The organism is Bacillus sp. 41-22 (assembly GCF_025809295.1).
Taxonomy (GTDB): domain Bacteria; phylum Bacillota; class Bacilli; order Bacillales; family Bacillaceae_G; genus Bacillus_A; species Bacillus_A mycoides.
This window is the reverse complement of the sequence record NZ_CP084035.1, coordinates 1,327,374-1,343,006: the sequence shown is the minus strand read 5'-3', so window position 1 is coordinate 1,343,006 and position 15,633 is coordinate 1,327,374. Positions and strand designations below refer to the sequence as shown.

Genomic DNA, 15,633 nt, shown 5'->3' with positions numbered 1-15,633 from the left:
TTTCTTTCTATATTAACGATTATCGATCTTTTCTGGATATAAATCGTGATTCATCATGCGGTAGTCTGCCATTTTCTCATACTTAGTTCCTGGGCGGCCGTAGTTACAGTAAGGATCGATTGAAATACCACCACGTGGTGTAAATTTCCCCCATACCTCAATATAGCGTGGATCCATTAATTTAATTAAATCATTCATAATAACGTTCATGCAATCTTCGTGGAAGTCACCATGATTTCGGAAGCTAAATAAATATAGCTTTAAAGATTTACTCTCTACCATTCTTTGTTCTGGAATGTAGCTAATATAAATTGTTGCAAAATCTGGTTGTCCTGTTTTCGGACATAAACTTGTAAATTCAGGACAATTGAATTTTACAAAGTAATCACGGTTTGGATGGTTATTATCAAATACCTCTAAAATTTCCGGGCTATATTCAAATAAATATTTTGTATTTTGATTTCCTAATAATGTTACATCTTTTAAATCTTCATCTAATCTTCCTGCCATTTTAAACATCCCTTCTCATTATACCCCTCGTTTATTTCCCCATACTAACGCATGAAGCTGAGGCAGTACTTTCGCATCATTCATTTCTTTACAATTCACAGCTTTTTCAATAAGCCACTCATATTTTTCTAATAGTTTTTTTATAAGCACCGCATCATCCACTGTTTTCGTATCATCATTCCCTACTTGTAAGAAAAATGGTACATTCGGATAACGCTCGTGCATCTTAACTGCATATTCAAAATCTTGATCATCGAATACTACTACTTTTAAACTAAAATCTTTCCCTGCTAGTTTATGAATAACAGAATCTAACATATGAAAATCTGTTTTCATAGTTGAACTTGGTGGTTTTGGAGAAATCGTTACCTCATCAATTTGAAGCAACCAATCTTGCCATTTACTCCCTTGCGTTTCTACCGCTGTTCGCATTCCATTCTCCTTTAATATAGAAAGAAGAAATTGCATATTTTTCAGCAAAACAGGATTTCCACCCGAAATCGTAACATGAGAAAAATTTTCTCCACCAATTTCTACAAGCTCATTCCAAATGTCTTCCGGTGTCATTTGTTTAATTTGATCTTTGGCCGATCCATCCCATGTAAAAGCAGAATCACACCAAGCACAGCTATAATCACAGCCCGCTGTACGGATAAACATTGTCTTTTGTCCTACAACCATCCCTTCTCCTTGAATAGTTGGACCAAATATTTCTAAGACGGGGATTTTACTCATCGAGCATCCACTCCCGTCTTACTTCCGCATAACTAGTCGGCGTCTCAAAAAGACGAACAAATTCAACACGAGCTCCCTTATATTCGTTCGCACGATTATCTTTCGTTAATGCTTCTGCCATCTTTTCATAAATCCAAACGACCATATTTTCAGCAGTCGTATTCATTTCTGGCAATGTTTCGTTTAAATAACGATGATCTAAATAAATTTCTATTTCATTTTTCCAAATCTCTTTTATATCTCCAAAGTCAATTGCAAGGCCTATTTCATTTACATATCCGCTAATTCCAAATACGACTTTATATGTGTGTCCATGTAAATTTTTACATTTCCCTTCATAGCAGTGTAAATGGTGCGCTGCGTCAAATGTAAATTCCTTGCTGACCATTACTCTTTTATTATGATATTTGAGTTGTTCACGCTGAATATCCTTGTCCATTTTTTGCAAATTTTCTACGATGCGAAATCCAAAAAAGTTATCCATTAGTTGCTCGCTCCTTTGCGTTCTTGTAGATACGTATCTAATCCCGCTTTACGAAGTTGACATGCTGGACATTCACCGCAACCATCACCAATGATTCCGTTATAACATGTTAATGTTTTTTCTCTAACAAACTCAAATGCTCCAAGTTCATCAGATAATTTCCATGTCTCTGCTTTATCAATCCACATAAGTGGTGTATGAATAACAAACGGATAATCCATAGATAAATTTAATGTAACGTTTAATGATTTCACAAACACGTCACGACAATCTGGATAACCACTGAAATCAGTTTCACATACACCCGTTACAATATGACGTGCTCCAACTTGTTTTGCTAATACAGCCGCAAATGATAAAAATAGTAAATTTCGTCCATCTACAAATGTTGATGGCAATTCACCTTCTTCATGTGTAATCTCCATATCCGTTCTCGTTAACGCATTTGGAGCAAGTTGATTTAATAGGCTCATATCTAGTATCGTATGTTTAATTCCTAGCTCTTTCGCAATTTCCACTGCACAATCAATTTCTAATTTATGACGTTGATTGTAGTTAAATGTTACAGCTTCCACTTCTTCAAACTGCTGTATCGCCCAAAATAAACATGTTGTACTATCTTGTCCACCACTAAAAACAACAACTGCTTTTTCTTTTTTCATTTCACTCATTCTCCTTCTCTACTACGAATAAGAAGAAAGAACGTTCTTGAACTGTCACAATAAAAAAACAAAACAATACCTAATGATATTGTTGTTTCCATAGTTTTTTATAGAGGGAGTTCGCGAACCTCTCCCATGCAGTGCACGGAATTTCTTCTTTCATTGACAAAGATTATTGTAACATATTGTATACTACCAGAAAAAATTTCTGATTTTTTCCGCTATTTCGCATTTCATTTATTTCATTTTATAGTATGATTAATTTAATGTTAGAAGAGAGGAGGCATCCCACTGGAACTCTTTATTATTTACCTCTTTTTAAATATATTATCTATTCTCGTTACAATGCTCGTATATCATTTATTTTGGAATCAGAAAGGGAAACGATCTCCTAAATTAAATTCAGCCATATTTATTGTATTGTGTTGCCTCGCTACCATACTATGTATCACTTTCGCAGCAAAAACAAATAATGGTTTTCAGTTCGACATGCGACATATCGTATTAATTGTCGGCACGTTAACGGGAGGGCCTATTGCTGGTGGTTCTATTTTAGCTGTATTAAACATTTATCGCTTTTTATTGGGAGGAATAGGTGCGTTTCCATCCTTTATCGCTTCTATTCTCCTATTTATTGTTCTACTATTAACATACAAATTTTTTAATCGAAGTTCTAATCATATAAAAATAACACTTGCTATTTTTTACAGTCTTACTTATGGATTTGGTTGGATACCATTTTTCCTTGCAAGTGTTACAAATGAGGCAGATTATATACCACATATCATTGTGTACGAACTATGTACGATGATTGGCACGATCCTTATTTTATATTTACTACACATATTACAAATGCAAGTTCGTCTCCAAAATGAACTTATGAACGCTGAGAAATTTCATTTAATCGGCGAAATGGCAGCTTCTATCTCTCATGAAATTCGTAATCCTTTAACTGCAACGAAAGGTTTTTTACAACTTTTACAGTCAGATACATGTTCTGAGAAAGAACGAAAATTATATATCGACATAGCCATTAATGGTATCGAGCAAGCAAATCACGTTCTTACAGACTACTTAACTTTTGCAAAACCGAGTATTGAAAAAGAACAACAATTACAAGTAGAGGAAGAATTACTTCATGCGTTGTCTTTGATCACACCTCTCGCCAATTTAGCAAATGTTCGTATAAATTATATAAAACAAAGTACATCTTTCTTTATCGCTGGCGAAAAGCAAAAACTGAACCAATGTTTATTAAATATTTTTAAAAATTGTATTGAGGCTATGCCTACAGGTGGCGACCTTATTCTTACATTAGTTCCAGACCATAAACATATACAATTATATATAAAAGATACAGGAGTTGGTATGGATCAAGGACAAATAAAACGCCTTGGATCACCTTTCTACTCAACGAAAGAAAAAGGGACCGGACTCGGAATGATGGTCGTCTTCAGCGTCATTCAAGCAATGGATGGAAAGATTGATATTATAAGCGAAAAAGGGACAGGTACAACCTTCTTATTAACTTTCCCACTCATACAAAAAACGTGATGAACTTCATCACGTTTTTTCTGTTCCTTCAACTAATTCTGCAAAAGCTTTCACTTTTCCATGTGGCTTTTGATTTTCTTTCCGAGCTTTCCAGGCGCGCTCTTCTTCTCTCTTTTTCTTTGACATGCTTTTCAACTCCTTCTTTTCTTTTCTCCATGTAGTATTCCAAAATGAGAAAGAAAACTATGCATGAGTAAAAAAGAAAAGAAGCGGTTCCCCACTTCTTTCATTTTAACGCTGTAAAATTGCATGTTTCGCTTCTTTTAGCTGTGTAAGATGTCTTTGTTCGTGTAAATCTAGAAATTGAACCCATTGATATAAATTCAAATCATTAAAAATAGGATGTTTTAATCCATTTTCAAATAATTCTTTTTCATCTATTACACTATGAAGGGCATGTAATAATTCTTGTCGTGAATGTTCTAGTAATTGAATTCCTTGCAGTTTTTTCATTAATGTTTCTGTTGGTTTCATTTGTTGAGGAGCTTCCCTTTTATGTGTGCGATCAAGCGTAAGTTGGAGGTCTTTAAATGGAGCAAGTTTTCTTTCTTTTTTTTGCAAAGCATATACAAGGGCAGATGTGACAGACTGTTCAACTAAATGCAAATGATGCAAAATTTGAATAATACTCCATTTATCACGGCGTGGCTTTACATTCACCTCCGTATCATTTAACATTTCAATTTCTGATAACAACGTGCTTCGTGTAGACTGTAATGAGTGGACTAAAGTTTCTAAACTAACATCCATATTAGATTGAAGCATAGTGCTTTCCCCCCTTTTGTTGGTGAAAAGGGGCGCTCCCCATTAGAAACACCCCTAAAATAATTCTGAATTTTCTTTTATTATCTCATCATTTTTCTATTATGTCGATGTTAAACATAGGAAAAAAGTGCATGTTTTTTTACAATTTTGTGTCGTCAACAGCACGTAACCACGCTTCAATTTCTGTAATTACACTTTTTACACACCCTTCAGCGAATGGTGATGTTAAATTTGCAACTTCTACTAATTCTAAGAATGATTTACTTCCACCTTGTTGACAAAGATTCACATAATCTTCCCAAGCCTCTTGTCTATTATCTCTTGCACGTTTCCAAAATTGCAGTGCACAAATTTGAGCTAACGTGTAGTCAATATAATAGAAAGGTGAGCTATAAATATGACCTTGACGTTGCCAGAAACCACCACGCTCTAAATAATCATTATCTTCATAATCACGATGTGGTAAATACTTCTTCTCTATGTTACGCCATGCTGACTTACGCTCTGCTGGCGATGCTTCTGGATTTTCATATACATAATGTTGATATTCATCTACAGATACACCGTACGGTAAAAATAGAAGTGCTGAACTTAAGTGTGAGAAATAATATTTATCCGCATCTTCTTCAAAGAATAACTTCATCCATGGCCATGTAAAGAATTCCATACTCATTGAATGGATTTCACATGCTTCATATGTTGGCCAATTATATTCTGGAATTTCATACTTACGACTTTCATATACTTGGAAAGCATGACCAGCTTCATGTGTTAATACATCAATGTCCCCAGACGTTCCATTAAAGTTTGAGAAGATGAATGGCGCTTTATAATTCTCGATATATGTACAATATCCACCACCAGCTTTTCCTTTTTTCGCAACTAAATCTAATAAATCATTATCGAGCATGAAATTAAAAAACTCATCTGTTTCAGCTGATAATTCTTTATACATCGTTTTCCCGTGATTAATAATCCAATCGGCATCGCCTTTTGGAGTTGGATTACCTGTAGCAAACTCAAAGTTTTCATCATAATAAGCGAGCTTTTCTACACCAATGCGTGCTTTTTGTCTATTTCTTAACTCGGTTGCAACTGGAACGATATAATCTAATACTTGCTGACGATAGTTCGCTACCATTTCAGCATTATAATCTGTACGATACATTCTTGCATATCCTAATTCAACAAAGTTTTTAAAACCAAGTGTTTTCGCGATTTTCGTTCTCACTTTAACAAGCTCATCATAAATACGATCTAACTCTTCCTCGTTCTCAGCTAAAAATCCGTAGTATGCTTCACTTGCTGCTTTACGTTCACTTCTTTCTTTTCCTTGCATAAACGGAATAAGTTGCGATAACGTTCTTTCTTCTCCTGCAAAGTCAATTTTTGCAGATGCTAATAACTGCGTATATTGTGAAGACAATTTATTCTCTAATTGTAAATCTTTCACTACTTCATCTGAATATGTTTTTAAATCACATTCAGCTAGAGCAAATAATTGCTTTCCATAATACGCCTCTAATTCTTCGCGGAATGGAGAATGAATTAACGCATTATAATACTTTGTACCATACCCTTGTACAACTGGAGAGAATTCATCAAAGAAATCCTGCTCATCCTTATAAAAGGCATCTGTCGTATCAACAGAATGACGAATGTAACAAAGGTTACCCATTGTACCAAAGTCATTACGAATTTCATTAATTGAATTGATAACTTGTTTTTGTTCTTCTACAGTTTTTGCGTTATCAAACTTCTCTAAAGCAACAGTAAATTTCCCTTTTAATTCTTCAATATTTGGCCGTTTATATTCATAGTCTTTAAATGACATGAACGAGCCCCCTCTCCATTATATGCATCATTATTATAATTCAATTCTTACTTACAAATCTCCTCTTATTCTTCAGCAAAATGCGGTAGATGATGTCATAAATACATGCACACAAAAAAGCCTTGGATTTCTTTATCCAAAGCTCCTTTGGAACATATCATCATTTTTCATACTTTCCAATTTTTTTCAATAGCTCGAGTAATTCATCCTTCTCATCCTTCGTTAACATTTCAAAAGACTGATATATAACTTGCTCATGACCTGGAAAAATAGAAGCAATAAAGCTCTCTCCAGACTCCGTTAATTGTGCATAAATAACACGCCTGTCATTTGGACATGGAATTCGTTTTACAAGCCCTTTTTTCTCTAGCTTATCTACAACGTATGTAATGCTGCCACTAGCTATTAAAATACGCTCACCGATTTGCTGAAGTGGTTGGCCTCCTTTATGATATAGTAATTCTAATACAGCAAACTCAGTTGGATTTAATCCGTTACTTTGTATGGATTTATTTGTAGTATCCATAACAGAACGATGTACACGGGATAATGCAATAAATACTTTTAAAGATTGAGAAATGTCTTCTCGCTCATTATTTGATGTCATACCATTTCAACCCTTCACTTAAATTCTCCGCAACAAAAAGAAAAGCAACGTAGCACCTCATTACAACTTCCGAATGAATATTCACTCATTCCTTTTCCTTTCCCTAATGTAATGCAAATGATTCTTGAATAAAAACATGACAATTTTAACATAGTTTATATATAATGATAATAAAAAAAGAAGGAGTACCAAATTTGAAAGTCAAATTACAAAGCATAGTTTTTTACATACTGCTTGTTATACTGCCAACGATAGGGATTGGTGCCACATTTTTTTCATATCACACTTATCAAATGAAACAGGCAAACAAACTATCTGCTCACACTGTTCTCTTTTTATATAGAGACTATTTAGACCATCACCTTGGTGAAGCTATATCTGCCTTAGAAATGCTCGCAAAAGTCGTAGGGACCGAAACTGGCAACATCAATGGGATTAAACAGATTGTACATGATACCGATGGAAATGATCAACGTTTTTCCGGTCTATATTACGCTACGACAGATGGGATGATTACACTCGCATCCCAAGGCGATTCGCCGCCTATTGACGTTTCTGACCGCCAATACATCCAAGATGCATTGCAATCTAAGAAAACAACTGTATCATCAGTTATTACAGATCGCGTTCTTGGACATCAAGCTATTATGATTGCGTCTCCAATATTTAATAGACAAAAGGAACTCTCAGGATTATTATTAGCAAGTTTACGCTTTGACTACATTTCAGCCTCTTTAAATGCTATTAAACCACAATATCATTTCGAAGTGACTGATAAACATGATGTAGTTTTTCTAACCGATGATAATAACGAAACAAGCGATGGGCATTCTAACATGCTTACTACCCCACTCCAAAGATTAAATTGGAAAGTCTCTGTTTCTCCGTTACCTATTCATCAACAAACTTTATACCAGTTAGTTTCAATAGAGTGTATAGCTACTTTATTTTTAATGTCTATTTTATTTTTACTTGCTCAATATATGTTATTAAAACGTCAAACAAAACTAGAAAGACAACAAAATGAACTACAAAAAATTGAATTGGTTGGAACTTTTGCAGCTAGTACAGCTCATGAAATCCGTAACCCTCTTACTGGAATTAAAGGACTCGTTGCTCTGTTAAAAGAGAAATATAAAGATGAACAGAATCAGTTCTACTTTTCCGTAATCGAACAAGAAATAGAGCGGATTAATGAAATTGTAAGCGAATTTCTTATTCTTGGAAAACCAACTGCCATCATTGAACAAACATATGATGTAAGAACGATTCTTAATGAGGTCGCATTAATTATCCAATCTGAAGCGAATCTACATAACATTGTATTTCATTTACATTTGCCAGACCACCCTGTTCATATACGTTGCTCAAAAGACCATATGAAACAAGTGGTTTTAAACATTACAAAAAATGCAATTGAAGCTATGGCTTCTGGTGATACATTAACCATTGTAGTAACAAACAACGAAAAACACGCACACTTGCAAATTATTGATACTGGAAAAGGGATTCCTAAACATATTCAAAAACACCTCTTTCATCCGTTCTTTACTAATAAAGATACTGGAACAGGTCTTGGGCTTGTTATATGTAAACGAATTGTAGAGATGTACAATGGGCATATATTTATTGATAGTAAAGAAAACAAAGGAACGACAGTTCATATAGAGATTCCATTACACATAGTATAATTATCCTTATCCTAAAAGGGTAATTATACTTATTTCATAAAACCAGCTACAAACATTCTCCAAAAATTGTTTGATTTCCCTTCATACCCAATTTGAAAAATAGGAACCTTTATAATTGAAAACCATTTCGGTGTTTGTTTTTCTTTGTAACGCTGATACTGTACGATAAGCTTGTCCAATTCTTGACTAACTTGAATTGTCTCCATACTATTTAACCCACTTGTTAATCCTAAATGAATCATTTCTTCACGTTTCATATGAATATCATGCGAAAGCTTTTCTAATGTGTACTTCCTTTTTACAGTAAACATCCATATCCCCCTTATTTTTCTTCCATACTCTCAACGCCTCTTCTACTTTAGCCCTTTAAACACTTAATTCTATTTAAAATTGAAGAATCAGAAAATTTAACATTTTTCCCCTGTAATTTACAAATCCTTACCCTCACTTTGAGAATTATTACAAATTATTCTATCTTTGTAAATACATTCGCAATAATAGACATTTTTTTCATCTTCTTTTTTGTAAATACTCAGTAAACAGTGGATTCTCTATTTTCAATGTACTTTTCTTCGACATTTTTTGTTTAATTTATGTAAAAACGCAAAACATAATGATGATTGATAAAGTGAACTTTAATCAGTGGCGGTTTTGTCCATCCTCCACTAATTATTAGCCTTCACCAATCGGGCGTTTATGGGCAGTGGATTTTCCACCTAACTTCTTTACTCCAGCCAAATTTTGAGGTGGGAGTCTTACTGCCCGCAAATAGCGGGATAAAATAGAAAGGAAATATTTATATGCGCAAATATACTATTACAGTTCTTATCTTCACCCTGTTCATACCATTCTTCCTCTTTCCTATTCAAGCAAACGCTCATACGAATAAAGTTGCTATTGTCATCGATGATTTCGGCAATAATATGAAAGGCACAGATAAGATGTTATCACTTCCTATTCCACTCACTGTTGCTGTTATGCCATTTCTTCCTTCTACTAAACAAGATGCAATAGCTGCCCATAAAAAAGGGCATGAAGTTATTATACATATGCCAATGGAACCAATTAGAGGAAAAAAAGAGTGGCTTGGACCAAAAGCGATTACAACAGATTTAAGCGATGAAGAAATAAACAACCGACTCGAACAAGCAATTCAAGAAATACCTCATGCAATAGGAATGAACAATCATATGGGATCAAAAGTAACCGCTGATGAAAGGATTGTACGTCTTATACTTTCTGCCTGTAAAAAACACGGTTTATTTTATTTAGATAGTAAAACAAACCCTAATAGTGTTGTCCCAAAAATCGGTAAAGAATTAGGCGTTCCTATTATTGAAAACCAATTATTTTTTGATGATGTATATACGGTAAGTCACATTTCAAAACAAGCACAATTACTCATAAAAAAAATCCAAGACAAACCCATTATGGTAGCTATCGGACACGTTGGGGCTCCAGGTGAAATTACATCACGTATTATCGAAACTTCTATTCCTAAAATTCGTGAGCATGCAGACTTTATTTTTTTATCTGATTTAGCATTATCTCCACCTTCTGTTTCAAAATAAAATTCATTTCTCGCACTAAAAAAGATACCTATCTACACATAGCAGATAGGTATCTTTCCTTTTCAACTTAAATATAATCTACATGACTCACCCTGAATCCCTTTTTCTCTATCTTTTCAATTAATTGCTTTAATTTTTTTTCATTTAACTCATCCGATATATTTACGATAACACGGCGAATATATTGATCACCGTTATCAAGCGTAAACAGTCCACCGATATTATATGCTTTTAATAATGTCCCAAGCTCTTTAATTGTTCCCTTACAATCTTGTGTTGCAATTGTTAATATATAACCACCCGTCCGCATACCGAACGAATCCTCAATGACATCAAATACATTAGAATGTGTTAAAATGCCGACAAATTCATTATACTCATTTAAAACCGCTAAAAACGGGAGACGACGAATAACGTAAAAAGCTCTAAAAAAAGAATCCTTTTCAAAAATAAACGAATTTGGACTTTCCAGTACATCTTCTATACTTACATCCTCTAATCTGCTATTACACTTCTTTTCTAAAAGATCTACTTTATAAATAATCCCCGTGAATTCCTTCTCATTTTCTGCTAATACAGGAATTGCGCGAAATCCCGTTTCATTCATAATTTGTAACGCCTTTTCACCAGAATCATTCGTTTTGCAAAATGTCACCTGCTGTTTTGGCAGAAAATGATATTTAACTCGCAAAATATGTTCCTCCTTACATGTCAACATGTAATCTATATATAATAAGGAGACCTATATTTTATGAGTAAAATCTTTTTTAAAACGCTTTCATTTTTAAGGGATGGTAATCTCTGTGAATACATCTTTATATAACAGAACTTTTTGCCCCTTTTATCATTAAAAGCTTTACGTGATAGTTCATTAAATACTCTATACCTTCCAACCATTTTTTCGCTTCTTCTGGAGTTTTCCCCCACACGATCATTCCGTAATTATGAACAAGGACTACTCCTCCACCTTCAATAAAATTCGGAACATTATTTTCTAATAAATTAGCGAATTTCTTTTCATCTTCTACAATTGGAATTGTCATTTCTGTAATACCGTCTTTTCCAAAAACACGTTCCACACTACGTTTTTCGAATGTTACTTCTCCTTCTTTCCCATATAGCTCTGACATTAAATGACTATCTACAGTCTGGACTTGTAAAATGCATTCTGCACTACTTTTTTTATAAATATCCGCATGCATAAATGACTCTATAGCTGGTTTTTCTTCGTTTTCAAATACTGGCTCACACATGCAATTTACGACAATAAAATCTTCTTCAGAAAATACCCCTTTATCTCTTCCCTCTACATTCACTAAAAATGTTAATGGCTCTTTTGACGTACACATCGATAAACTAATTTTCGTACCATAAAACCAATCGCGAAGTGCCAATTCTGCTTTCACATCTTTTAATTCGTTCCATTTTTTCAGAAAAAATAACATTTCGTCACCCCCGGCGTAATATTAATATAATATTCAAATCCTTTCTATATAAAAGGAATATTTTTTGATTATTCTAAAAATTTAATTGAATTATCACACGAGAATGCCTTTTTGTCAATATGGTTTCAGCACCTATCGGAAAAATAGGCCTATCACATGTAAACACTCCTGTCTATTTAGCACTTGATTTTGTACATATAAAAAATACGTTATTCTTCTTATTAAAGAATAACGTATTTTTCTCATTTATTATTTTTTTATTGCTTTATACAGAAATTGCGCATATTGCTCACGTGTTACGAAATCATCCCCTAAAAAGTTCCCATTCCCGTCACCTTTTGATATATTATTATCCACTAATGCTTTCACATATCCTTCTGCCCAATGACCTGTTGGTACGTCTGTAAAGTTCTCCAAATTATTTTCAGTTTCATTTAACTGAAATACTTTTTGTAATACTACTGACATCTCGTACCTAGTTAATACTCCTTCTGGACGAAACTTACCTGTACCATCTCCTTGCATAATTCCAGCTTGTGCAACTGTAGCAATATCTTGCTCAAACATATGCCCTTTCGTATCAGTAAACATCTCTTTCTGCTCTACTTTACTTTCTAATTTCAAGTACCTTTGTACTAAAGATGCAACTTGTCCACGAGTAATATTATCCCCAAATCCAAATTGTCCATTTCCATATCCCTTGAAAATATTTTCTTTCGCTAAATAATGAATTGCTTCTTCTGACCAATGTCCTTTTGGTACATCTTTAAATTCTACTACCTCTACTTTCTCATCTTCTTTAGAATTGTTGTCCCCTTTACTTTCTACTACATTTTGAATTACAGATCCTGTAAAGAAGATTCCTGTATCCGCAAATGGATCTTTCACTCCAAATTCATATACTTTCTCACCTGGTGTACTCCATTTCACTACACCATTACTATACGTACCACCATCACTCTTCAGACGGATTTTTGTAGATACCTCGCCGTCTTTTTCGTATATAGGTACTTTTACTTCTTTATTTACTTCTGTATCCTCTAAAAAGACTTTTTGGTTTTGGACATTAATATAAGCTTTCTTACTTAGTTCTATTACTGGTCTAACATCGCGGATTTCATTTGCAACAAAACTTAAATATACTAACTTATTCAACTTACTAACTGGCGATAAGTCTGAAATATAATTTGCTTCTAAATCAAGTTTTTGTAAGTTTACTAGATTTGATAATGGAGTAATATCCTTTAACTCATTATTAGGTAAATCTAATTCTGTAAGCTGAGTCATTTTAGCAAGTGGTGTCACATCTTCAATTTGATTTTTACCGATAAATAATTTATTTAATTGATTCATTTGATCAATACCCGATAAATCTTTAACCTTATTACGCGTTAATACTAAGTCCTTTAAAGGTAATGAATATAACGGTTTAATATCTTCAATTTGATTACCTGCTAAAGTTAAGTATGTTACATTTTTCAATGCGCTTAATGGAGCAACATCCGTAATTTTATTATTTGCTAAATTCAAGTAATCTAGTTGTTCCATTTTCGCTAATGCTGTTACATCTTCTATTTGGTTGCCTGATAGATATAAACTTTTTACATTTTTCATTTCAATTAGTGGTGCAACGTTTGTAATTTTATTATTACTCAAATCAAGAGATTCTAAATTTCCCATCTTAACAAGTGGTGTTACATCTGAAAATTCATTACCACGCAAAGCTAAATGATTTAATTGCTTTAAATTCGCAAAGAACGACGGATCTGTTATCTTCGCATTCGCAACTGTTAAAGATTTTAAATTTGGCATATATTTTAATGCACTATAATCCAGAATCTCATTCGTGTTTAAAAACAAGTCCTTTACTTGTAATAACTCTTCTTTCGTAATTGGTGTATTTAAATCTTTTCTATTAAATACTTTTTTATTAACAAGTTCTCTTAATTTGTTATCTGTTATCATATTTTGATTATCAACTGGATTATCGGTTTCCGTATTGCCTGAATTAGAGTTATCATCTGGTTTCTCTGTTTCTTTTTCACCTACAGTTGGATCTTTAATTTCAAATTGAACTTGATATTTGTGATCATATCCAATAGCCGGAATAAATATATGCATTTGCATATTGTGCTTCTGCTCAAATTCGCCAATTTCAAATTGGACTACTTTCGTTCCATTTTTTCTTTTATCTTCTGACAGAACTTTCACATCATGAAATACACCAGGTTGATTTCTATCTTCTATTCTAAGATATTGAAAATAATCGCTATCTTGTATTGTTACAGTAACGATTTTTTTCCCATCTTCAATTGCTACTTTAGGATTTTTTATGTACTGAGAAACCATAGATGGCTCATCTTTTTGATCCTTATATATTTTAATCTCAGTATCATACGTGCGATCACTGGCTGCTGCTACCGACTGGTTTGCTTCAATTTTTATTGCTGCTAACGCTGTAGTAGAATACGCAGCAAATGGAATAGCTAATGTTGTTGCTACTACTAGAGCTTTAATATAACTTTTTTTCAAAATAATATCCCCTTATCTTATATATATTTCAATTGATAATTACTATCAATCGCTAACATAATAAATGATAATGAATCTCATTATCATTGTCAATAAGAATATTACATTACGTTTATATTTCCATAGATAAAAAATAAAAAACCCTTTACTCAAAGGGCTTTTTTGCCTATCGTATGAAGGATTTCACTTTTTTCTTTTTCATTAATAACACCAATTTTTTGCAAAATGTTTGCATACAATACAAGTTTATTATATATCCGTTCCGACATACTTTCCCTTCTTTCCTTCGACCAACTTTTTTTGTATTGGTAAATTATATGAACGAGATGAGAAAATGTGTCCACTTTTTGCATAAATACAAAGCTTTTATTTTTTTACTTGCTGATAGTAAAACTCCCACCTAAAAATTAGGTGGGAGTCTAAACGTATTCAATTCATTTAGCAAACTGTCCATTGAATATTATGCTTTTTGACTTCTTCTTCAAAACTATAGGGCATTTTCTTATCACAAATAATATGTTGAATACGAGAAAATCCTGCTATTCGGTAGTTCCCTTTGACGCCTACCTTTGTATGATCGCATAAAATATACGTTTTCTCAGCTAATTTCATCATCGCTTCTGACAGTTTCGCCTTTTCTAATTCAAAGCTAGAAACCCCAAAACCTTGCAACAACCCATCAATCGAAACGAATGCTTTATGAAAATGAAATTGATGAATTACTTGCTGTGAAATAGACCCCGACACACGTGAATGTTTTGGAGATACTTTCCCGCCTATAAATAAAACTTCACCGTGAAACATCTTTTTATTAATAGAAGAAATTAATTGTGTTGCTACTGGAAATGAACTTGTTACAATCGTTAAATTTTTACGATGAACAAGATATGGCACCATTTGAAGTGGTGTACTTCCATCATCAATCGCAATAACATCTCCATCTTCCACAAACGTTGCTGCTTTATACCCAATTCTTTTCTTCTCTTCTATATGCAGCATCTCTCGTTCTAACATCGGTGCCTCTATCCCAGCTCCCGGAAGTTGAACGGCTCCACCGTACACTTTCTTCAATTTTTTTTCACGATCTAATTCTTCTAAATACCGACGAATCGTCTCTGTTGATACTGCGAACTCTCTCGCTAATTCTGAAACTTTTACTTTTCCTTTAAACTCTACCTTCTCAAGAATTGTCCTCTTTCTCTCTTCACCTACTACAGACATAGCCTCACCCCATTTATATCTA

At 33.5% G+C, this 15,633-nt stretch carries 16 protein-coding genes and 1 riboswitch; of the genes, 3 read left to right on the top strand and 13 right to left on the bottom strand.

What is annotated here, in order from left to right:
- Window positions 1-12 precede the first annotated feature (12 nt).
- From queF to queC, 4 genes are read right to left on the bottom strand one after another with little or no spacing between them, the layout of a single operon-like run.
- Window positions 13-510, bottom strand: coding sequence for a preQ(1) synthase (queF, locus tag LCF45_RS06825; RefSeq protein WP_002086808.1), 498 nt, complete (start codon window positions 508-510; stop codon window positions 13-15).
- 18 nt (window positions 511-528) lie between these two features.
- Window positions 529-1,245 carry a 7-carboxy-7-deazaguanine synthase QueE gene (gene queE, locus LCF45_RS06820; protein WP_002126181.1) on the bottom strand — a complete coding sequence of 239 codons (717 nt, stop codon included), beginning with the start codon at window positions 1,243-1,245 and terminating at the stop codon, window positions 529-531.
- Entirely contained in the window at window positions 1,238-1,729 is a 492-nt protein-coding gene (gene queD / locus LCF45_RS06815; protein ID WP_002011526.1) for a 6-carboxytetrahydropterin synthase QueD, read from the bottom strand. Before queD ends, queE begins: the two co-directional genes overlap by 8 nt.
- A complete protein-coding gene (queC, locus tag LCF45_RS06810; RefSeq protein WP_263894718.1) occupies window positions 1,729-2,391 on the bottom strand; it encodes a 7-cyano-7-deazaguanine synthase QueC in 663 nt (220 codons plus the stop codon). The genes queD and queC overlap by 1 nt, the downstream gene beginning before the upstream one ends.
- Before the next feature lie 93 nt (window positions 2,392-2,484).
- Window positions 2,485-2,528: riboswitch (PreQ1 riboswitch) on the bottom strand.
- A 208-nt stretch (window positions 2,529-2,736) separates the two neighbouring features.
- On the opposite strand from queC, the gene LCF45_RS06805 reads away from it, so the two are divergent.
- Entirely contained in the window at window positions 2,737-3,945 is a 1,209-nt protein-coding gene (locus LCF45_RS06805; RefSeq protein WP_002186353.1) for an ATP-binding protein, read from the top strand.
- Between the two features lie 9 nt (window positions 3,946-3,954).
- Here the strand turns inward: LCF45_RS06805 and LCF45_RS06800 are convergent, their stop codons facing one another.
- The 4 genes from LCF45_RS06800 to LCF45_RS06785 form a co-directional block, all read right to left on the bottom strand.
- The gene (locus LCF45_RS06800; RefSeq protein WP_000038354.1) at window positions 3,955-4,071 is read right to left on the bottom strand and encodes a DUF6254 family protein; all 117 of its coding nucleotides are present in this window, start codon (window positions 4,069-4,071) and stop codon (window positions 3,955-3,957) included.
- Between the two features lie 105 nt (window positions 4,072-4,176).
- Window positions 4,177-4,710, bottom strand: a complete 534-nt coding sequence (locus LCF45_RS06795) for a DinB family protein (protein WP_002030551.1) — start codon at window positions 4,708-4,710, stop codon at window positions 4,177-4,179.
- A 139-nt stretch (window positions 4,711-4,849) separates the two neighbouring features.
- Window positions 4,850-6,544: a M3 family oligoendopeptidase gene (locus LCF45_RS06790; RefSeq protein WP_002011536.1), complete on the bottom strand. Its 1,695-nt coding sequence runs from the start codon at window positions 6,542-6,544 to the stop codon at window positions 4,850-4,852.
- 160 nt (window positions 6,545-6,704) lie between these two features.
- On the bottom strand, window positions 6,705-7,151 hold the full coding sequence (locus LCF45_RS06785) for a MarR family winged helix-turn-helix transcriptional regulator (RefSeq protein WP_002011538.1): 447 nt from the start codon (window positions 7,149-7,151) through the stop codon (window positions 6,705-6,707).
- Window positions 7,152-7,345: 194 nt separating this feature from the next.
- Here LCF45_RS06785 and LCF45_RS06780 point away from each other — a divergent pair, with 194 nt between their 5' ends.
- The gene (locus LCF45_RS06780; RefSeq protein WP_078206331.1) at window positions 7,346-8,842 is read left to right on the top strand and encodes a DUF3149 domain-containing protein; all 1,497 of its coding nucleotides are present in this window, start codon (window positions 7,346-7,348) and stop codon (window positions 8,840-8,842) included.
- 29 nt (window positions 8,843-8,871) lie between these two features.
- Here the strand turns inward: LCF45_RS06780 and LCF45_RS06775 are convergent, their stop codons facing one another.
- Complete coding sequence (locus tag LCF45_RS06775; RefSeq protein WP_002011543.1) at window positions 8,872-9,153, bottom strand: aspartyl-phosphate phosphatase Spo0E family protein; 282 nt, start codon at window positions 9,151-9,153, stop codon at window positions 8,872-8,874.
- A 489-nt stretch (window positions 9,154-9,642) separates the two neighbouring features.
- Here LCF45_RS06775 and LCF45_RS06770 point away from each other — a divergent pair, with 489 nt between their 5' ends.
- Window positions 9,643-10,413 carry a divergent polysaccharide deacetylase family protein gene (locus tag LCF45_RS06770; protein WP_002011545.1) on the top strand — a complete coding sequence of 257 codons (771 nt, stop codon included), beginning with the start codon at window positions 9,643-9,645 and terminating at the stop codon, window positions 10,411-10,413.
- A 67-nt stretch (window positions 10,414-10,480) separates the two neighbouring features.
- On the opposite strand, the gene cbpA is transcribed toward LCF45_RS06770, so the two are convergent.
- From cbpA to LCF45_RS06750, 4 genes are all read right to left on the bottom strand, one after another.
- Entirely contained in the window at window positions 10,481-11,104 is a 624-nt protein-coding gene (gene cbpA / locus LCF45_RS06765) for a cyclic di-AMP binding protein CbpA (RefSeq protein WP_002126172.1), read from the bottom strand.
- A gap of 124 nt (window positions 11,105-11,228) precedes the next feature.
- A complete protein-coding gene (locus LCF45_RS06760) occupies window positions 11,229-11,858 on the bottom strand; it encodes a class II aldolase/adducin family protein (protein WP_002011549.1) in 630 nt (209 codons plus the stop codon).
- A gap of 249 nt (window positions 11,859-12,107) precedes the next feature.
- Window positions 12,108-14,390: an NEAT domain-containing leucine-rich repeat protein gene (locus tag LCF45_RS06755; RefSeq protein ID WP_078202988.1), complete on the bottom strand. Its 2,283-nt coding sequence runs from the start codon at window positions 14,388-14,390 to the stop codon at window positions 12,108-12,110.
- A gap of 438 nt (window positions 14,391-14,828) precedes the next feature.
- The gene (locus tag LCF45_RS06750) at window positions 14,829-15,611 is read right to left on the bottom strand and encodes a DeoR/GlpR family DNA-binding transcription regulator (RefSeq protein ID WP_002030497.1); all 783 of its coding nucleotides are present in this window, start codon (window positions 15,609-15,611) and stop codon (window positions 14,829-14,831) included.
- Window positions 15,612-15,633: the final 22 nt, after the last annotated feature.